16 protein-coding genes are annotated in these 21,647 nt (G+C 28.2%); 9 read left to right on the top strand and 7 right to left on the bottom strand.

The annotated features are described in order from the left end of the window. Nucleotides 1–23: 23 nt before the first annotated feature. Together C4S76_RS09715 and mfd are read right to left on the bottom strand one after the other, a co-directional pair. Nucleotides 24–761, bottom strand: a complete 738-nt coding sequence (locus C4S76_RS09715; RefSeq protein WP_105194275.1) for a glycosyltransferase — start codon at nucleotides 759–761, stop codon at nucleotides 24–26. 445 nt (nucleotides 762–1,206) lie between these two features. Further along, entirely contained in the window at nucleotides 1,207–4,569 is a 3,363-nt protein-coding gene (mfd, locus tag C4S76_RS09710; RefSeq protein ID WP_105194274.1) for a transcription-repair coupling factor, read from the bottom strand. Between the two features lie 56 nt (nucleotides 4,570–4,625). Here mfd and C4S76_RS09705 point away from each other — a divergent pair, with 56 nt between their 5' ends. After that, nucleotides 4,626–4,952, top strand: a complete 327-nt coding sequence (locus C4S76_RS09705) for a hypothetical protein (protein ID WP_105194273.1) — start codon at nucleotides 4,626–4,628, stop codon at nucleotides 4,950–4,952. Nucleotides 4,953–5,013: 61 nt separating this feature from the next. Here C4S76_RS09705 and C4S76_RS09700 read toward each other — a convergent pair whose 3' ends face one another. From C4S76_RS09700 to C4S76_RS09690, 3 genes are all read right to left on the bottom strand, one after another. Beyond that, on the bottom strand, nucleotides 5,014–6,333 hold the full coding sequence (locus C4S76_RS09700) for an alpha/beta hydrolase family protein (protein ID WP_105194272.1): 1,320 nt from the start codon (nucleotides 6,331–6,333) through the stop codon (nucleotides 5,014–5,016). 256 nt (nucleotides 6,334–6,589) lie between these two features. Next, nucleotides 6,590–7,681 (bottom strand): CapA family protein, encoded by a 1,092-nt coding sequence (locus tag C4S76_RS09695; RefSeq protein WP_105194271.1) that lies wholly within the window; start codon nucleotides 7,679–7,681, stop codon nucleotides 6,590–6,592. Between the two features lie 44 nt (nucleotides 7,682–7,725). Next, nucleotides 7,726–7,908, bottom strand: a complete 183-nt coding sequence (locus C4S76_RS09690) for a hypothetical protein (protein ID WP_105194270.1) — start codon at nucleotides 7,906–7,908, stop codon at nucleotides 7,726–7,728. A gap of 45 nt (nucleotides 7,909–7,953) precedes the next feature. On the opposite strand from C4S76_RS09690, the gene C4S76_RS11670 reads away from it, so the two are divergent. Further along, nucleotides 7,954–8,772, top strand: a complete 819-nt coding sequence (locus C4S76_RS11670) for a DUF6427 family protein (protein WP_146105727.1) — start codon at nucleotides 7,954–7,956, stop codon at nucleotides 8,770–8,772. Between the two features lie 464 nt (nucleotides 8,773–9,236). Continuing rightward, nucleotides 9,237–11,825, top strand: a complete 2,589-nt coding sequence (gene mutS, locus C4S76_RS09675) for a DNA mismatch repair protein MutS (RefSeq protein ID WP_105194282.1) — start codon at nucleotides 9,237–9,239, stop codon at nucleotides 11,823–11,825. Between the two features lie 142 nt (nucleotides 11,826–11,967). Here the strand turns inward: mutS and C4S76_RS09670 are convergent, their stop codons facing one another. Beyond that, nucleotides 11,968–13,953 (bottom strand): S9 family peptidase, encoded by a 1,986-nt coding sequence (locus C4S76_RS09670; protein ID WP_105194267.1) that lies wholly within the window; start codon nucleotides 13,951–13,953, stop codon nucleotides 11,968–11,970. Between the two features lie 153 nt (nucleotides 13,954–14,106). Here C4S76_RS09670 and C4S76_RS09665 point away from each other — a divergent pair, with 153 nt between their 5' ends. Beyond that, complete coding sequence (locus C4S76_RS09665) at nucleotides 14,107–14,907, top strand: S1/P1 nuclease (RefSeq protein WP_105194266.1); 801 nt, start codon at nucleotides 14,107–14,109, stop codon at nucleotides 14,905–14,907. 9 nt (nucleotides 14,908–14,916) lie between these two features. Here C4S76_RS09665 and C4S76_RS09660 read toward each other — a convergent pair whose 3' ends face one another. Next, nucleotides 14,917–15,828, bottom strand: a complete 912-nt coding sequence (locus C4S76_RS09660; protein WP_105194265.1) for a polysaccharide deacetylase family protein — start codon at nucleotides 15,826–15,828, stop codon at nucleotides 14,917–14,919. A 172-nt stretch (nucleotides 15,829–16,000) separates the two neighbouring features. Here C4S76_RS09660 and C4S76_RS09655 point away from each other — a divergent pair, with 172 nt between their 5' ends. From C4S76_RS09655 to dinB, 5 genes are read left to right on the top strand one after another with little or no spacing between them, the layout of a single operon-like run. After that, nucleotides 16,001–16,438, top strand: a complete 438-nt coding sequence (locus C4S76_RS09655; RefSeq protein WP_105194264.1) for a MarR family winged helix-turn-helix transcriptional regulator — start codon at nucleotides 16,001–16,003, stop codon at nucleotides 16,436–16,438. Further along, on the top strand, nucleotides 16,428–17,729 hold the full coding sequence (locus C4S76_RS09650) for a TolC family protein (protein WP_105194263.1): 1,302 nt from the start codon (nucleotides 16,428–16,430) through the stop codon (nucleotides 17,727–17,729). The genes C4S76_RS09655 and C4S76_RS09650 overlap by 11 nt, the downstream gene beginning before the upstream one ends. 12 nt (nucleotides 17,730–17,741) lie before the next feature. After that, nucleotides 17,742–18,896, top strand: coding sequence for an HlyD family secretion protein (locus tag C4S76_RS09645; protein WP_105194262.1), 1,155 nt, complete (start codon nucleotides 17,742–17,744; stop codon nucleotides 18,894–18,896). After that, complete coding sequence (locus C4S76_RS09640; protein WP_105194261.1) at nucleotides 18,896–20,488, top strand: MFS transporter; 1,593 nt, start codon at nucleotides 18,896–18,898, stop codon at nucleotides 20,486–20,488. The genes C4S76_RS09645 and C4S76_RS09640 overlap by 1 nt, the downstream gene beginning before the upstream one ends. Nucleotides 20,489–20,539: 51 nt before the next feature. Then, the gene (gene dinB / locus C4S76_RS09635; RefSeq protein WP_105194260.1) at nucleotides 20,540–21,622 is read left to right on the top strand and encodes a DNA polymerase IV; all 1,083 of its coding nucleotides are present in this window, start codon (nucleotides 20,540–20,542) and stop codon (nucleotides 21,620–21,622) included. Nucleotides 21,623–21,647: the final 25 nt, after the last annotated feature.

Below are 21,647 nucleotides of genomic sequence, written 5' to 3'. Positions count from 1 at the left end.
ATATAATATTGCAAAAATATAATTTATTTTAAGTTTTTATAATGTCTTTTAATTTTTAACAATTCAAAAGGAAGTTTTAAAGAATAAGAAAATTTAACTTTGGAGTCACCTACATCTCTCCAATTTTCTAAAGGAATCTCCTTAGCTCGTTTTTCCACATTATTTTTTCCTACAATAGAAATAAACCTAAAAAATATTTCTACATCAAAACTCCAGTTAGAAATAAAAGGATTTTTAAATACTTTTTCAGCTATTTCTGTAGTGAACACTTTGGCTCCACATTGTGTGTCATATACCGGTAGATCAAGTAAAATACTAGAGAAGGTAGCAAAACCTCTTCCTATTAAATGTCTATAGAGTTTTCTTTTTATTTGAGAGCCTATCCTACGTATTCTTGACCCAAAAGTGAAGACCAAATTATTATTTAAATAAGAACAAAGTTTTAAATATTCATCTATAGAAGTGGCTAAATCGGCATCCAAATAACCTAAAGTATCAAATGATTTCCATTTTAAAGCTTTATTTACTCCATTATATATAGCCATAGCTTTTCCCTGATTGGGATTTTGATCAATAATTAATACTTGATCCGGAAATTTTTGATTACATATTTTTAATATATCAAGGGTTTTATCAGAACTACCATCGTTTACGAAACAAATATAAAGGTTTTTATCCTCAAGCAGTTTTTTTTCAAAATCGATTATGGGAATTCTCTTTTCTTCATTATAACAAGGAACGACAATACAGTTTTTTTTCATTTTATATATTACTTTCTAAAGAACTTTTTGATAACTATATTTTAAAAATGAGCATAACAGTGATTTCTTTAAATCAGATTTAAAAAATAGTTTTTAAGTCTATTATAATAAATGGTAAATATAAAGTATATTTATTATAAAATTTAATCTATTATTATCTTTATTCTGTTTTATTTTAAAAAATTTATGAATTATACTATATTATATAATTATAAACCAGTGATAAAATTAAAAAAAATATTTTATTAAGTAAATACAATTGAAATATAATGATATTTTTAAAACCAATGTATAATAATGATATAAAAATAAATATATTTTGCAATGGGATATTAATGAATTGGATGATTAGATAAATATTTATATTTATAATTTTGAAAAATAAATATAAAAACAATAAATTTAAAGTATCTGGTGAATTGAATATGAATGTAAGAAAAAAATATTACTCTTTTAGTATAAAATTATATATTTGATGAAAAAATTCTAAAACCGATTCTATAGTGTTTATTTTTTCTTTTTTAAGGTAAAGTAAAATTTCCTCATTCCCATTTTTTTGTTTGAGTGTTGCTTCTTTCGGATATTGTTGTAAGTATTCAATAATTTTTTTGAAAATCATTGAATTATAATAGGCAGATTGTGCATTAGAAGGAAAATAAGCTAACATGATTTTGTTTTTTAAAACTAATTTCTCTATTCCAATTTTTTTAGCTAATTCTTTAATACGTATACTATTTAATAAATCCTGAGTTTGTGGCGGAATTGGTCCAAAACGGTCTATAAGATTTTCTGAAAATTTTGAAAGATCTTTTTCTGTGTTTATTTCAGAAAGTTTTTGATATAAAGAAAATCTTTCCTCCACTTTATTTACATATTCATCCGGAATTAGTAATTCAAAATCAGAATCTATTTGAACATCGGAAATAAAATCCTTTGTTTCATTTTCTTCCTTAAAAAGGTCAGAAAATTCATTTTCTTTTAATTCTTCAATTGCTTCATTTAATATTTGTTGATAGGCTTCAAAACCTATATCTGCAAAAAAACCACTTTGTTCTGCTCCTAATAAATCTCCTGCACCTCTAATCTCTAAATCCTTCATTGCAATATTAAAACCTGAACCTAATTCAGAAAACTGTTCCAAAGCTTGTAATCTTTTTCGAGCTTCAGAGGTTAAAACATCAAAAGGTGGAGTAATCAAATAACAGAAAGCTTTCCGATTAGATCTTCCTACGCGACCTCTTATCTGATGCAAATCTGCTAATCCGAATTTTTGGGCATCATTTACAAAAATGGTATTTGCATTAGGAACATCTAAACCCGATTCAATAATTGTTGTGGATAACAATACATCATATTTACCTTCCATAAATTTTACCATGACATCCTCTAATTTTTTGCCATCCATTTGTCCATGTCCTATGGCTACTCTGGCTTGTGGAATTAAGCGTTTTATCATACCCGCTAAAATATCCAGATTTTCAATTCTATTGTTTATAAAAAATACTTGCCCATTACGGTTAAGCTCATACATAATTGCATCCCTAATCTGTTCTTCGTTAAACCCTATGAGCTGGGTTTGTATAGGCTGACGATTTGGAGGAGGAGTTTTAATCACAGAAAGATCCCTTGCAGCCATTAAGGAAAATTGTAAAGTTCTGGGGATAGGAGTAGCCGTTAAGGTAAGAGTATCAACAGTAGTTTTTAAAGTTTTTAATTTATCTTTTACAGAAACTCCGAATTTATGTTCTTCATCTATAATTAATAATCCTAAGTCATGAAATTTAATGTCTTTGCCCACCAGTTGTTGGGTACCAATAATTATATCAATTTTCCCTTCAGCCAAATCCTTGATAATTTCTTTTTTCTGTTGAGAACTTCTGAAACGATTAAGATATTCTATTCTTACAGGAAACTCTTTTAAACGTTTACTAAAAGTTTTATAATGTTGCAGGGCTAGAATTGTAGTAGGAATCATAATGGCTGTTTGTTTCCCGTCTGTAGCGGCTTTAAAAGCTGCCCTTATTGCTATTTCTGTTTTTCCGAATCCTACATCTCCACAAACCAAGCGATCCATTGCAATAGGTTGTTCCATATCTTTTTTAACCTCTTTTGTGGCTTTCTCTTGATCAGGAGTATCCTCATACATAAAAGAAGCTTCTAATTCATTTTGTAAATAACCATCAGGAGAAAAAGCAAAGCCTTTTTTAGATTTTCTATCCGCGTAGAGTTTAATTAAATCAAAAGCAACTTCTTTAACTTTTCTTTTTGCTTTATTTTTAAGATTTTTCCATGCCGGAGAGCCTAATTGATTTAAAGTAATTTGTGCGCCATCTTTGCCAGAATATCGAGATATTTTATGTAAAGAATGTATGTTTACATATAATATGTCATTATTTTTATAAACTAATTTTATAGTTTCGTAAATCTTATCATCATTTTTAATTTTAACTAGTCCCATAAACTTACCTACGCCATGATCAATATGAGTAACATAATCGCCTACTTGTAAATCAGTAAGTTCTTTTAAAGTCAAGGCTTCGGATTTAGAAAAAGAGTTACGTAAGGTAAAACGATGGTATCTTTCAAAAATTTGATGATCTGTATAGAGTAGAAATTTTGTGTCTTTATCTATAAATCCTCGATGTATATTGGCATTTAATCCGGTAAAGTGGGAATTTTTTTCTTTTTCCTGAAATATTTCTTCTAATCGTGCTTCCTGATTTTCAGAAGTAAAAGATATATAATTCTTAAATCCTAATTTTTCTTTATCATGTAAATCATTTGCCAGAATATCAAATTGCTTATTAAAACTAGGCTGCTCATTTTGAGAAAGTATGATAGTTTTTTTATCAGGATAATAAGGCATAGAAGAAAATTCACCCCAAGAAAATTGGTTAATTTTTTGGAGTAATTCTTCTGAATCTATATAAAGTTGTTTTGGAGTACCTCTTTTTATGGTAGAATTTAATTCCTTAAAAATTTGATTTGCCAGATTGTTTTTTTCATTAATAATAGTATAGATTAGTTGTAAATCTTTGCTAAAAATAATTGTTTGTTTAGGAAGGTAATCAAAAAAAGGGATTTTACGAGTGTCATGATCCGGATGATCAATATTAGGAATAATGATACATTCTTGGATTTTTTCTTCAGATAATTGACTTTCAATGTTAAATTTACGTATACTTTCTACTTCATTCCCAAAAAATCCTATTCTATAAGGCATTTCATCAGAATAGGAAAAAATATCAATAATTCCGCCCCTTACTGAAAATTCCCCTGGCTGAGTAACAAAATCTGTACGAGTAAATTTATAACTAAAAAGGACTTCATTTAAAAAATTAGTATCAATTTTATCACCTATCTTGATCGATTGACTTAATTCATTTAGGTTTGTGTTATTGATTATTTTCTCAAAAATTGCATCAGCGTAAGAAACAATATATTTAGGGCTGCTATTTTTAGATAATTGATTTATAACTTCGGTCCTTAATACTACGTTAGCATTCTGAACTTCCTCGGTCTGATAAGGAATAAGATAGGAAGAAGGATAAAATAAAACATTTTCTTTTCCCAATATATCTTCTATTTCATCTAAGGCATAAGCAGCTTCTTCTTGATTAGAAAAAAGCATAAGTATGGGAATATTAAATTCCTTCCATAAAAGAGAAGTTATAAGGGATGGATAAGATCCGCAAGCATTTTTTATATTGAGATTGAAATGAGTTTGATTTATAGATGCATACAATTCTCTGCCTAAAATGCTATTTTTTAGGAGCGGAAAAATATTTTTCGGAATGAAATTTGTCATAAAAACAGAGCAAAGGTAAGGAATTGTTATATTTTGTTTGTTAAAAAAATATAGAAATGTTAGTAGTATGTTTTCCATATATATTTTATGGAGATTTTCAAGGAATGGCTGTTTTTCCTTTTATTTTTGTTCGATATAAATTTATGAGGAAAGATAAAGTTCTTGTTAATCATGAAAAAATTCATATCAGGCAACAACTAGAATTATTATGGATTTTCTTTTTTATTCTTTATTTTGCCGAGTTTTTAATTAAATTAATTAGATATAAAAATTTAGATAAGGCATATAGGGAAATAAGTTTTGAGAAAGAAGCATATGCAAATGAGAAAAAAATATGTTATTTGAAACAAAGAAAATTTTGGCAATTTCTTTCATATTATTAGAATAACCAATAAAAAAGACGGAATAATATAATATCCGTCTTTTTTATTGGTTATTTATTATTTATTCATAAAGCTTTAGGTATTGAGACGCTTTTAAATAGTACCCTTCAACTGCAACAATATGGTCACCCACTGTATTATAAAAGGTAACATTTCCACCATATTGGTTTTGTTGGTTTGCAAAATCTTTTGCATTTTGGTAATATACAGAAACATCGGATACTCCATGAATCATAATAAATCGACATTTATTTTTCCAAGGTTTTACACTATTTTCATCTAATATGGAATTCATGATTGCTAAATCAGGATCAGTATCAAGGTATTTAATAAATTTTTCTGTATAAATATCAGCAGGATTATGTGGGAAAAATTCGTTAACATAAACATATGTTCCATTAAAGTATGTTAAAGATTGAGTATCATAAGGAGGTTTAAGATAATCAGTGATCTTAATTTGCGGATATGCATTTTTTTTGTATCCCCAAAGTCCATAGCTTAAGAAAAAAGTATGTTGTGTATAGTTGGAATGACGAACAATATCGGCAATTTGTTTAAGATTGCACGGAGTTCCGCCTGTAAACAATAATTTGACTGTATATTTGTTAGATAAATCTGTTTCGATTTTTCTGGCTAAGGAAGCAGCTACATACCCTCCTAAAGAGTATCCTGTAATCATTAATTCTTTTTTATATCTATATCCATTTGCAGATAAAGTAGATTCTGCTGATTTTAGAAGATCAATGGTAGAATTTACCATTGCTTTAGAGTCTAAATAGGGGTGAAAACATTGTCCGTAAGAATCTCCAAAACCTGGGTAATCGGGAATAAGGACTGCAAATCCCGACTGGGCCTGTAAGGTCCAGAAATATAAATAGTTTAATTCATTGTTTCCGTCAATTAAAGATACTTTTTTAAAAGCAATTGATGGAGCTAAATTATTATAGGTGTAAGTGGGTGGAGTAGCTATAATAATTCGATAGTTTTTTAAATCGGTGAGGAGGTTTTTTTTAGGTACCAATAATACTCCGGATGCATCTATGTATCTTCCTGAGCGATCAGGATGAGGGGTTTTGCATGTAACTTTTAAAGCAACTACACATGGATTGTTGTCTATAGCTTCTTTAGACTGAATGGAATTTTCAGATTTTACATTTAAGTCTACATTTGAAACTTCAATATTAGATTTTTCTAATTGAGATTTCATCAATTTCAAATCCGAATAACTAAAAGAATTTATTTCCTCTCCTTTATAGATTATTTTTTGATTGTTAGCATGTGTAGCATCGTTTATCTCTTCGTCATTGCTACATGAATTTGTTAATAAAGTAAAACTTATTATTGTAGTAAATAATAAAATTCTGTTAAAGTAATGTTTCATATATAATTATTTTATTTGTTAATGATATAAATGTAATAATTATTTGATTAAACAATATAAATTACATTTATTATTTTATAAAATATTAATTTATATCATTTTTTATATATTGATAAGATATATTTTTTCTGGATTATTATTACAATAATGTAAATATAGGTGCCTAAAAATCTATATATAATGAGTAATAATAAATGAAATCCGTATTTTTTAATTTATAAAAAATACAGGTTAATGAAGGGGGAAATTAATAAGATTATAATTTTTTTATTTCTCCGTTATCGGAAACAATAACGTTACTTTTGGGGAAATCTTCTTTTGTTAAATTTTGTATATATTTTAACGCATGATTTTGAGGATCTATTTCAGGTCCTATTTCTGAGTCTTCAATTTGGAAAGTAGAAATTATTTTTCCGGATATGAAATTTCCCTTAGAATCCAAGGTAATTTTCAGAATAGGGGCTTTACCATTGGCTCCTTTTAAAACTAAATTACCAAAAGTTGCGAAATTCCCTAAACTATAAGCAATAAATTTATTTTTATATAATTCTACAGCTCTTGTAACATGAGGGCCACTACCAAAAACTATATCGGCACCGGCATCTATACATATATGAGAAAATTCTTCAACATTTCCCCGATTTTCCCCAGCATATGTTTCTTTTTTATGCGGAACGTGTTGATAAGCAGAACCTTCGGCGCCACCATGAAACATAACTATAATTATATCAGCTTGGGGTCTAACTTTTGAAATAATACGTTTAATATCAGAATAATCTTTTATGCTAACTAATCCAGGATTATGTCCGGCTCCAATAAAAGCATAACGAACCCCTTTTTTTTCTTTTATAGTATATTCACAGGTATTTAAAATTCCTGCATATTGAATTTTTAAGCTATCTAAATTTTTTTGAGTTTTCTTTCTTCCTATAACTCCAAAATCTCCACTATGATTATTAGCTATACTTAAAAAATCAAAGCCGGCTTCTTGTAAATATTTCCCATAAGAAGAAGGAGTACGGAAAACAAAGCATAAATTTGGATTATTGCAATTTTTTGGAACGCCTCCTTTATCGAAAAGAGTTCCTTCCAAATTTCCTAATATAATATCAGAATTATCTTTTAAAAACGGAGTTATTTTCTTTAAAATATTATCTTTGGGCAATAAGGATGGAGTAGGATAATTACTTCCTAACATTATATCACCAACAGCTGTGATTGTTACGGTATCTTGTTTGGTTAATGATTGTAGTGTGTCTTTTTTTTGAAGAACTTCAGTTTTTTCGGTTTTTCCTTTACAAGAAATTATTGAAAAAATAATAAAAAATGAAATGAATATTCTCAACATTAAAATTTTTATACTAAATAAACGATACTGATGAAAAAAATATATTATAAATGATCTCCATCATATTTTTTATCATTTTGACCAAATTTAAATATTCGCTTACTCCAATATAATAAAAACAAAAATATAGCCGATGCAAAAATCCAATCAATATAAGTACCAATAATTGGAAGTAATTTAAATGTCCATGTAAAAAACTTACCGATTCCAATAATTATTTCTGTCATGATTAAATGTATTTTTATTTTTACTTTTGTAACAAATATATAAAAATGTATTCAAACTCCTCACCTCGAAATTATATTTTTGTAATCTTAGGTCTATTTGCTATATTCTTAGGAGTTTTTTTTTATTTTTTTAATCTAAAAAATGATAATCAATCTTTTTTTTGGGAAATATTTATTATAAGTTGTCTATCTTTTATTATTAATATTGGAATTATAGTTTCAATCAATTTCAAAAATAAAACGAAATTATTTGTACTTATTATTTTTTCACTTTTATTTATATCTTCCTTACAAGTTTTCGAATCTATTACTTTAGGGATAGTATATTTACTTTTATCGGTAGTATCATCACTTATTTTAGGTACTTTACCTATGTCTTCTTCTTTGAAATATTTTAATATAGGTATGTTAGTAACAATTTCATCTTTTTTATATTTTCCTACAGCCATTCTTCTTCTTTTATTTTTTATAGTTACGGTTTTATATTATGAAGAAAAGATCAATATTTCTCAATACTTAGCAGGGATATTTGTTACTTTAATTCTCATTATTGAAATTATGTATCTTACCGATCAATTCTATAGAATTTTAGATTGGGTTAATCATTTTGAATTTCCCAGATTTCATTTTGAATATCAAATTCCCATTTTAATTGTTTTGGCATTTATTTTAATTTATGGGTTTGTTAATCAATATACTAATAAAAAAGATATTCATGATTTAAAAATCTTAAATGGCTATTCGGTTTTACTTCTTTATTTATTTTCCTGGATTGTTATTTATGCTTTTTTTATGGGAGAAAATTATGGATTACTTCTTTTTGTTAGTTTGCCTATCAGTCTAATCGTATCTAAATCTTTATAGGGTTATTTTTTGTATTGTCGGGTTTTTATAAAAAAGGTTAAACTTTCAATCATAATTCCTACATATTAAGAAATAACATATTAAAGCATTTTTTATAATAGTTATAGATCTCTCCTTGAAGGTATATTCTTGAATAAAATAGGTATTCATTAATCCATCTATCATAAAAATGAATCACATGTTCATTTTTCATTGTGCACAAAAAGAAATTAAATATAACTTTATTAACAAAAAAATATAATAATAAAAATAAAAGTTCCTAATTTCAAATCACTTATTTCCCACAACTTTTTTAGATCTTAAGTATTTTAAGATAATCAAAAAATTCTGATTATGAAAACCTATTTTTCTTTGAAAATTATCAAAAAGAAATTTACTTGATATTTTATGTAGTATATGTAAAGATAAAACAGGCTTTTTTCGTTAAATTAGCAAAAAAATATATTAAAAGTCAAAAATCTAGAATGAGTAAAGGAATTCAGGAAACCCCATTAATGAAGCAATATAATTCTATAAAAGCTAAATATCCGGATGCTATATTACTTTTTAGAGTAGGAGATTTTTATGAAACTTTTGGAGAAGATGCTATAAAAGCAGCAGGTATATTAGGAATTGTTCTTACTAAAAGAGCCAATGGAAAAGCCACCCATATAGAATTAGCAGGTTTTCCACATCATTCTTTAGAAGTTTATTTGCCAAAATTAGTGCGTTCAGGGTTGCGGGTAGCAATTTGTGATCAATTAGAAAATCCTTCTTTAGCTAAAGGAATTGTAAAAAGAGGGGTAACGGAATTGGTAACACCAGGAGTAACCTTTAACGATAAGGTATTAGAAGCCAAAAGTAATAATTTCTTACTATCAATACATCAAGAAAAAAATCTGTATGGTATGGCTTTGTTGGATGTGTCAACGGGTGAATTCTTGGTCACAGAAGGAGAAATAAGTAAATTAAAACATTTGATAGATAACTTTAAACCTACTGAAATTATTTATCAAAAAAGGATTTCATTACCCATTAAAATACAATCTTATTCTTTTCAATTAGAGGACTGGGCATTTCAATATGACTATGCCTATGATAAATTAACTAATCATTTTAAAACTCATAATTTAAAAGGTTTTGGGGTGGAGGCTATGAAACTAGCAATCATAGCTTCAGGAGCTATTTTTGCTTATCTAACAGAAGATACTCATCATAAATTACTAGATCATATATCAAATATACAAAGGCTTCCGCAAGATAATTTTGTTTGGATGGATGATTTTACCATTCGTAATTTAGAATTGGTTGGAAACGCAGATTCACAATCTGTATCTCTTTTAAAGATTTTAGATAAAACCCGAACGAATATGGGTGGACGTATGCTTCGGCGCTGGATTTTAATGCCTTTGAAAGAAATAGAAACTATAAATAATAGATTGTCTATTGTAGATTTTTTTGTAAAATCAACCGATATATCTTATAGGATTGAAGAAGAGTTAAAAGGAATTTCAGATGTGGAAAGATTATTGGGTAAATTGGCAGGAGAACGTATAAATCCTAAAGAATTAGGCTATTTAAGGGACTCTTTGCAACATTATGAAAAGATTGAAGAAATACTAAAAAAAGATGAAAAATTCACATTTACATATTTAGGCGAATTTAAAGATCTACAAAAGATAAATTTTTTATTGGCAAATCACATAAAGGAAGACTTGCCGGTAGCATTGGCTAAAGGAGAGGTGATAAAAGAAGGGGTGTCAGAAGAACTGGATAAATTAAGGGCAATTAAAAATCACAGTAAAGAGTATTTAGATAATTTATGCTTAAGAGAATCTGAAAGAACCGGGATTCCGAGTTTAAAAATAGATTTCAATAATGTATTCGGGTATTATTTAGAAGTTAGGAATACTCATAAAAGTAAAGTTCCTACGGAATGGGTAAGAAAACAAACTTTAGTAAATGCAGAACGTTATATTACAGAAGAACTAAAAGAATATGAATCTCAAATATTAGGAGCAGAAGAAAAAATAGCATTATTAGAAGGGAATTTGTATATAGAATTATGTTCTCAGATTAAAGAACAACTAGTAGATATACAATATAACACACGCATCATATCTATATTAGATATACTTTTAACTTTTGCAAATGTAGCTTTGGAAAATTCTTATACCCATCCACATTTAAATGAATCTAGAATAATAGATATAACAGAGGGTAGGCATCCCGTTATAGAGAAACAATTACCCTTAGGTGAATCTTATATTGCTAATTCTGTATATATAGATGATGAGAAGCAACAGATACTTATGATAACAGGACCCAATATGGCAGGAAAATCGGCTTTATTGCGACAGACTGCACTTATTGTTATAATGGCTCAAATAGGGAGTTTCGTGCCTGCTAAAAATGCAAACATAGGAATTGTAGATAAAGTATTTACCCGAGTGGGAGCTTCTGATAATCTATCTAAAGGAGAATCTACTTTTATGGTAGAAATGAATGAAACAGCAAGCATATTAAATAATATATCAGATAGGAGTTTAATTCTTTTAGATGAAATCGGAAGAGGTACCAGCACTTATGATGGAGTTTCTATAGCTTGGGCAATTGCAGAATACCTGCATGAACACCCAACCCGTCCTAAAACACTTTTTGCTACACATTATCATGAATTAAATGAAATGGCGAATTCTTTTGACAGAATCAAAAATTTTAATGTAAGCATTAAAGAATTAAAAGATACAATTGTTTTTTTAAGGAAATTGGTGCCGGGAGGAAGTGAACATAGTTTTGGTATTCATGTAGCCAAATTAGCAGGTATGCCTGTTAAATTAACACATAGGGCAGAAGAAATATTAAAAACCTTAGAAAAAAATAATTCAAGAAAAGAATTGAAAAACCGTACAAAAAACTTAACAGAAGAAAATATGCAGTTAAGCTTTTTTCAATTGGATGATCCGATTTTAGAAAATATACGAGAAGAAATTATGAAAACTGATATAAATTCATTAACTCCAATTGAAGCCTTAATGAAATTAAATCAGATAAAAAAAATGATTGGAGGATAAAATAGTTAAAGAATTGATATTTTTAATAATTCAATTTAATAAAAGTTTTTTTTATATGTTAAGGTAAAGGCAAAAAAACAGGCTGCTTTTAATGTAAATAAACAGCCTGTTTCTTGTATAAAGAAAAAAAACAACAATTATTTTATTTGAGATATTTAGCAAAAAATCCCATCATAGTTTTATAAAGTTCAATACGATTATCTTCATGTCCAAAACCATGCCCTTCGTTATATTTTACCATATAAGGAACCTCATATCCTTTATTTCTTAGATTTTTAACAATTTGATCAGATTCATTAATATTCACTCTTGGGTCATTAGCTCCCTGAATAACAAATAAAGGTTTTTTAATTTTGTCGATATTCAAAGCAGGAGAAACCTTTTTCATTATTTTCTGATCTTCTTCACTATCAAAATCATACCATTGCTCTTTAAACTGTCCCATATAAGGTTTCCAGTATGGAGGAAAAGAATTAAAAAATGTAAATAAATTTGAAACTCCTACATAATCTACTCCGCAGGTATATAAATCAGGAGTTTTTACAAGGCTTCCTAAAGTAGCTAATCCTCCGTAGCTTCCCCCATAAATTGCTATTTTGTTTTCATCAATAAAATCTAAGCTTTTAGCATATGCTACTCCATCTTCCAAATCATTCAGCATATTACGTCCTATTTGTTTACTTCCTGCCAATAAGAAATCTTTTCCATATCCGCCGGAACCTCTATAATTAATTTGGAGTGTAGCATATCCTCTACTGGCAAATAATTGGGTTTCAGGATTGAAATGCCATTTGTCCCTAGGCCCGTAAGGTCCCCCGTGAGGGTTTACAATTAAAGGTACTTTGTTGTTTTTAGAGATTTCTTTAGGAATAGTTATATATCCGTGTAAAGTTAGTCCATCCCGTGATTTAAAGGTCACAGGACGCATTTCTGCCATGTCTTGCTCTTTAAGATTAGGCATTAGATCCATTAAAAGACTTACTTTATCTGCGGTAATATCATATAAATAATATTTTCCATATAATTTGTCACTTCCTACATAAATAAGATATTTATCTTCTTTGTCTGTTTTGTTTACCGGTGTGAAAAAATATCCGTTAAACTGCTTTTCTAATTTACTATATATTTTTTTAAATTCAGGACTTACTGCAATTATTTCAGGTTTTTCACCGGTAAAAGAGATATAATCTAACTCATAATTTCTTTTACGGGAAAAAGAAGCATCAGAAACATCATAGGTAGGATCATTATAAATCTTTTTAATTTCTTTATTGTTTTTAAGGTCAAAAAGTATTATTTCGGATTTATCGCTATTTAGATTTGACGCCACATAAGCATAATCAGGGTTAGAAGATTGGTAGTCAAACTCTAATATGCTAAAACTATCTTTCCATGTGGTAGTAACAACTTTATTGAAAGGAGATTTATCATTGGTCCTGTAGTATAAGGAATATTCCGTTCCGTTTTGTTGTTGGGTATAAGCTCTTAAATTTCCGTCCTTATCAAATTCATACCCCATAATAGGAGCGGAAATATCTTTATTTTCAAATAATTTGACCAATTCTCCTGTTTTTATATTCAGCTTATAAGGTTCAAATATTTGAGGATTATCTTTATTCATCATAATAATCACATAATCCGGTTGTTCCTTAAGCACACGTAGAATTTCTACACGCACATTATCAAAAGGAGTGAGTGCCTTATTATTTTCACCGGTAAGATCTATGGCAAACAATTGGTAATTTTCATTTCCTCCTTGATCTTGAATATAAATAAGCCGTTTATTATTTACCCAAGCATATCCTCGTATTAGTTCCTCTTTTTCTTCCAGTATTCTTTTTACTTCGTTATTAGAGGTATTCTTAACATATAGATGATTTTTACCTTTTTCATCTTTCTCTCGGTAAGAAAAATATTTTCCATCCGGAGAGAACTTAAATCCGGACTGTTTAGGTTTCGACCAATAATCTTCAACACTATATTTATAGTTCGATTTATCATAGCTTGCTATTTTTTGAAGTTCATCTTTACTGGAGGGTAAAGAAATATCGCCAGGGAGTTCCTTTATTTCCTGACTATTATATCCAACAGTTGTTGCCATGGCTATACAAATTATTAATTTTTTCATTTCATAGAGATTTTATTGATAAGTAGTTAATTTAGTATTTTTTGTTACAATTAATTTATATGATATTATTCATAAATGAGAATAGTAATAAATAATAACTGTAATTTATTTTTATATAGAGTATTTTTGTACACATGTAAATTATGTAAGCTAATGTTTAAAAATATTTGTACTTTATTTTTGTTTATGTCATGTATGTTACATAGTACATTTTCTTATGCATGGGGTATTACTGGGCATAGGGTAATTGCTGAAATAGCAGAAAGACACTTAAATCGCAAAACATTAAAAAAAGTACAGAAATTATTAGGAGGCAAACCTATGGCTTACTATGCTAATTGGCCTGACGAAATAAAATCGGATACTCTCAAAATATGGGACAAAACCTTTCAATGGCATTTTATAAATTTTTCTCAAGGTTTGTCTTTTGATGAATTTTCCTTTAAATTAAAAAATTATCCAACAGAAAACTTATATTCTGCTATTCAGAAATGTCAGGAAACAATAAAAGACAAATCAGCTTTAACAAAAAATAAGAAAATTGCTTTATTGTTTCTGATACATATAATAGGGGATTTAGAGCAACCCTTGCATATTGGCAGAGAAAAGGATTTGGGAGGAAATAAAATAAAGCTCCAGTGGTTTTCGCATCCTACAAACCTACATTCTATATGGGATTCTAAGTTAATAGATTATTATAAATATAGTTATACCGAGTATGCCTCAGTATTAGATACCAATTCTAAGGATCAAAATAAAGTATTTTCAAAGGGAACTTTGGAAGACTGGATTTACGATTCTTATTTGCTTGCTACTCGAATATATTCTGAATTGAATTCTTATAAAAAATTAGATTATGAATATGCCTATTATAATAAAGAGATTTTAGAAAACCAGTTATTAAAAGGGGGATTGCGTTTAGCTAAATTGCTAAATTTATTGTTTAATACGTAAACAAATATTTTAGTTGATTTTTTCTTGAAAAGTGTATAGCGGATATTTATCTATAGTTTCAAATGTATACTGATTATTTTCTTTCAGAATAGTAATGAATTTTGTTAACGAATCTGTATATTGAGGTTTACTGAACATTCTGTCATGGACTAAAATTACAATATTTCCCGGCATATTAGTTTTATTGTTTTTTAATTGTGTCTGTATTTTTTTTATCATTTCGTTAGTAGTTTCAATGGGTATATTACCATTTTTAAATCTCCATTCAACGTCCCATCCAAACACAGAATACCCTATTGAATCCAATTTTTCGGCAACAGTATAGGCGGAAGATTCACCTTTTACCTTTTTATTTATAGCCCAGGTATTTCTTCCGGGCAACCGGGCAATTTTATTTTTTATACATAACTTATTTTCCGCAGTAATAAAGTCAGTTACAGAAACGTTTGGGCTCTGATAAAAATTCTTAAATTTATTCCTAAATGCGTGAGTATCACTATGGTTTCCTATAATGAATAGAGAATCAGCTTGGATTGAATCTATTAAATTTTGTCTTTCTTTTCCGTAAACATGAGTGCCTACCATGAAGAAAGTGGCCTTGACCTTATTTTTTCTTAGAATATTTTTACATATTTGAGTTCCGGGTAATTGTGGTCCATCATCCAGAGTGAAAAAGATATGATATTTACCGGAATCAGTTTTTATGGGATGAATTTGCTTTATGCTTCTGGTTTGCATACTGACATTTTTTTTATCGATTTTATTGTAAGATTGAGTAGAATCATAATAATTTTCCTTAGGATGAAGAGCTATTGATTCTTTTATTTTAGAAAATTCACTCTTTAACTGCATTTCCTTTTTACAGCTGATGATGATTAGTGAAAATATAAGTATTTGAAAAGGGAAAGTATATGATTTCATTCATATAAATTTAACAAATAATTATAATATATTTAACATTTTTTTAACTATCATAAATCATGCCAGATATTCATTCTTAGTATTAAGGATATTAAATAAAAAATAGACTCAAACAATAGTTGAATATTCAACTATTGTTTTTTAACTTTGCAAGCTGAAAAAAGAAGTACTGATGAGAGATTTTATATATGCATTATTGAGAACTCAAACTGCTTATAGGCAGGTGTTTCAAAGGGAAATGAGAAAGGAGAAAATATGCATTTCATTTGAAATGTTACAGATTATGACTTGTTTGTTTAATGAGGAATTGATGAATCAACAGGATATTGCCAATAAAACATTTAGAGACAAATCTAGCTTATCATATATTTTAAAAAATTTAGAAAAAAAAGGACTTATTGAAAGGGTAGAAGATACTAAAGATAAGAGGAATAAATTAATTCATTTAACACCTAAAGGGGTAGATATGGAAGCAAAGATACAAAATGTAGTAAAAGGAGTATATAATAATATTTTGCGGACAAAAGGAATAGATAAAAAGGTGTCGCTCTGTAAAGAATACTTGGAAGATATAGAATTAGCATTTAAAAATAAATTAAATGAAGTATAAAATTGCTTATTTAATTATTTTGTTTACATATTTAGTAAAAGCACAGAATAATTATTATTTAGGAGTTGAAGAGTTATTTAATTTAGGGATTGAACATAGTACCCAATTAAAAGCCTCTCATATAAAAAATAGTATTTCAATAGAAAAAGAAGCTTTAACTAAAATTGAACAATTACCATCAATTTCTTTTACTGCAACTAATGGATATGTAGGAAAAGCATCTATTTATGATAAAAATTTTTCCTTTGCAGAGCATCCTGATATTCCAGATTGGAAACAGAACTATGGTTTAGAGTTAAAGCAAACTATATATCAGGGAGGAAAAATTAAAAATAACATAAAAAGTGCATCTATATCCAGACAAATATCCGAACTTAGTTTAGAAAAAGATGTTTCGGATATAAAGTTGATATTAATTAATAATTATTTAGAATTATTTCGTTTATATAAACAGAAAGATGTTTTATTAAAAAATATAGAAGAAGCTAAGAAAAGGTTAAATAATATAAAAAATTTAAAAAAAGAAGGTATTGTAACAAATAATGACGTATTAAGAAGTCAGATTGATGTATCTAATTATGAATTGTCATTAAAAGAAACTCAAGATAATATAATTATAATATCTCAACAATTAGATATTGTTTTAGGGATAGAAGAAAAAAATATAATTGTACCTGATACCTTATTTTTAGAAAAAAAGATTTTTGTTGAGAATGAAGATTATTACGTGCAACAAGGCTACGAAAAATATCCTGAATTAAGAATTTCAGATTATAATATAGAAAAGGCAAAAGTTGATGAAAAAATTGCAAAATCAAAATATTTACCCAATTTATTTTTAAGTGCAGGTAATAATTTAGTAAGACCTTTACCAAATACTAGCCCGGTACAAGATTTATACATTAATTCTTGGGGAATTAATTTAGGTCTATCTTATGAAATATCTTCATGGTTCGATCATAGACACACATTAAACGAAGCAAAATACAATATAAATTTGCAGGAAAATTTAAAAAAACAAACTCGCGAAAATATTAGGATGAAAGTAAAATCTGCCTATATTAAAAATAAAGAAGCAATGGATAGGATAGAGGTATTAACTAAAACTATACAGCAAGCCAAAGAAAACTACAGAATTACCAATAATAAATATTTTAATCAATTGTCAATACTTACTGATTTATTAGATGCGTCTGCAGTTCAACTTAATGCAGAATTACAATTAACAACAGCCAAAGCCAATTTCATATATACCTATTATTTATTATTACAAGCAAGTGGTAATCTTTAATTTAATAAAAAAATGAGTGTAAAAGAAGGAAATTCGCAGAAAGGATCCTCTGAAACCCCTTCTGCTGAGGAAAGTAAGAATATAATTACAAACAAAAAACTTAAAGAAGGAAGGGAACTACATACTAAACTAAAAAAAAAGAGACGAAGAAATATTATAGTTAATACATTTTGTATTATTATTACCTTATTCGGCATAGGTTGGGTAATTCATTATTTTTGGAGATATTATCAGTATGAAGTTACAAATGATGCAATTATCGATCAATATATTACGCCTGTAAATACTCGAGTAGCCGGATATATTAAAGAAATAAGGTTTAATGAACATCAAAAAGTAAAAGCAGGAGATACTTTGGTAATTATTGATGATAGAGAATTTAAAATTAAAGTCATGGATGCACAGGCAGCCCTTAGAGATGCAGAGGCCTCTAAAAATGTTCTAAGTTCAAATATTGAAACATCGGAAAATACCGAGGCAGTAACAGAAGCCAATATAGCAGAAGCCAGAATAAGGATGGATAATGCCTATAGAGATTATTTACGATATGCAAATTTATTAAAGGAAGAGTCTGTCCCACAACAACAATTCGATCAAAAGAGAACAGAATATGAAGCCTCAAAAGCAAAATATGAATCTTTAAGACGACAAAAACAAACAAACATTTCTTCAACTGTAGGAGTAAGTAAAAAACAAGAAAACGCAGAAGCTTTAATATTAAGAAGCAAAGCTAATTTAGATATGGCCAAACTAAATCTATCGTATACAGTTATAACAGCTCCTTATGATGGTTATGTAGGCAGAAGAAATTTAGAAAAAGGTGAATTGGTACAGGCTGGGCAAGTATTGACTAACCTTGTGAAAAATAATAATAAATGGGTGACGGCTAATTACAAAGAAAAACAAATTGCAAATATTCATATAGGCCAAAAAGTAAATATCAAAGTAGATGCTATAAAAAATAAAGTTTTTGAGGGTAAAGTAACAGCTATTTCAGAAGCCACAGGATCTAAATATTCATTAATTCCTACAGATAATTCTGCTGGAAATTTTGTGAAAATACAACAACGAATTCCGGTGAGAATAGAGTTTATTAATCTACCTCAAAAAGATAAAGATAAATTAAGAGCAGGTATGATGGTAGAAACAGAAGCACATGTAAGGTAATGCTACAAAGACATATATTTCGTAATAAAGTACCAAAATGGCTTATGAGTGTAGTAGCCTACACTATTATGGCGCCGATAATGCTTATAAATGGAGCTTATACAGGAAGTTCCATTGATATATCCGGGACTTTAGGAGTTATGTCTGAAGATATTAACATGGCTTACTTCTCATCATCTGCAGGTATGTCTGTAGCCTATCCATTAATTATAAAGCTAAGGCCTGTATTTGCAATAAAAAATACTTTATTACTGACTTTACTTATGCAGGTAATTTTAAGTATTATTTGTGCAGAAACTGACAATATGACTATAATAACCGGATGTAGTTTTTTAATTGGCTTCTTTAAAGCATTTGCTTTATTAGAAACATTATCTATTCTTATGCCGATTCTGAGTCCGGATAATAAGCGTAGCGTATTTTATGCTAAATTTTACCCAATAACATTAGGTTTGAGTCAATTGTCTATGGTGCTTACTTCAGAACTAGCCTATCGTTACAATTGGCAACATATGTACTATTTTATGGTGGCTCTTTTACTAATTGCTATTATTGCTGTTTTACTTACTTTTAGATATGTGAAATTACCTTCTATAATCCCACTATTAGATGCAGATTGGATCAGTGTAGTTTTAATATCCATATTTTATATTTCAGTCATTTATGTATTTACTTATGGCAAAACTTATGACTGGTTTTATTCAAGATCTATTTCCATTACCACATTTTTTATTATTCCGATCAGTCTTTTACTCTTTATTAGGAGACAATTTTTAAGAGAAAAACCTTACGCAGACCTTACTATATTAAAAAATACTAATACTTGGTTAGGCTATGTGATTATGTTTATTGGAATGTTTTATGTTTCTGTGAGCGTTTTAGTATCCTCTTATGTGACTTCTGTTTTAAGATTAGAAAGTAATCGTTTATATGAATTATATATTATAACTATACCGGGATTTATATTAGGTAGTTTTCTTTGTTTATGGTGGTTTAAAAAAGAAAGAAGAGTAAACTTAATAATTTTTATAGGATATTTATGTCTTATAACTTCTTGTGTACTATTATATTTTACCATAAGTCCACAAGGGGAATATAAGTTACTTTATCTCCCTATGTTTTTAAGAGGAATAGGAATGCTTATAATTTTTGTTGTGTTTGGTGTTTATGTAGTACAAGGAATTCCCGTTACTAAAATAATATTTAATGCTTTCTTATTGATAGGTATTCGATCAGCCTTAGCCCCGGCAATTAGTTCCTCCATTTTTACCAATGCTATTTATCGTTTACAACAACATTTTATAGTTAAATATTCAGAAAATATTACCAATACTAATCCTATAGCAACAGAAAGGTATGAACAGTACTACAAAAGTGGTTTAGCAAAAGGTTTAGGTGTAAATGAAGCACAACAATACGCTACAACCAATTTATATAATCTTATACAAATACAAGCAATAACGACATCGTTAAAAGTTATTTTAGGAATTTTAATTATTATAGGAATTATTCTTCTTATTTTTATCTTTATATATCCATTTAATAATCATAAAAAACTTAAGTTTATAAAATTTGGCAAGGATATGGGATAAATTTCAAATAATAGTAAAAAATAATAGGGTAAAAATTGATAATTTTGTAAAGTGCGGAAAATTATTCACATTGATATGGATGCTTTTTTTGCATCTATAGAACAGAGAGATAATGAGGAATATAGAGGTAAGCCTTTGGCTGTAGGTTATTCAGGAGAAAGAGGAGTAGTCGCTGCAGCAAGTTATGAAGCTCGTAAATATGGAGTACGATCTGCTATGTCATCAAAATTAGCCCAACAAAAATGTCCGGAATTAATATTTGCTCCCTCACGTTTTGAAGTCTACAAAAAGGTGTCTCAGCAGATTAGAGATATATTTTTTCAATATACAGATTTAGTTGAACCGTTATCTTTAGATGAGGCATTTTTAGATGTTACACAAAACCATAAGAATATGGAGTTTGCTATGGATATTGCTAAAGAAATCAAAGAAAAAATTCTTCTGGAAACTTCCTTAACGGCTTCAGCAGGTGTTTCATTTAATAAGTTTCTAGCTAAAATAGCTTCAGATTATAATAAACCCAATGGGCTATTCATTATAACCCCACAAAAATCAGAAAAATTTATTGAAAAACTAACTATCGAAAAATTTTTTGGAATAGGGAAAAAGACAGCAGAGAAAATGCACCGCTTAGGAATAAATACAGGTTGGGATTTAAAACAGAAAACGGAAGAAGAGCTTATAAATTGGTTTGGAAAGATAGGAAAACAATATTATCTTAATGCTAGAGGTAAAGATAATCGAGAAGTAAATCCTAACAGGATAAGAAAATCTGTGGGAGCAGAAAATACATTTATGTATGATACAGATTCTTTACCTAAACTTTATAAAGAGCTGGGAATTATAGCACAAGAGGTAATACAAAGAGTAAAAAAAAGTTCTTTTAAAGGAAAGACCGTAACCTTGAAAATTAAATATTCCGACTTTAAATTAATTTCTAAAAGCAAAACGCATATAACTTATATAAATGAATACACACTTTTATATAAAATCGCTTTAGAACTCCTCAGTGAAGTAGAATTATACAATAAAGTGCGCCTTATTGGTTTAAGCATTAAAAACTCTAAAATAAAAACAGAACAATTTATTAAAGAAGGATATCAGTTTAAAATACCTTTTAAAGAGTTTAAATAAATAAATTTTTATTAGTATTTTTATT

The organism is Apibacter adventoris, from assembly GCF_002964965.1.
In the GTDB taxonomy this organism is placed as follows: domain Bacteria; phylum Bacteroidota; class Bacteroidia; order Flavobacteriales; family Weeksellaceae; genus Apibacter; species Apibacter adventoris.
The sequence above is the reverse complement of the archived record's forward strand: the minus strand, read 5'-3'. Positions and strand labels throughout refer to the sequence as shown.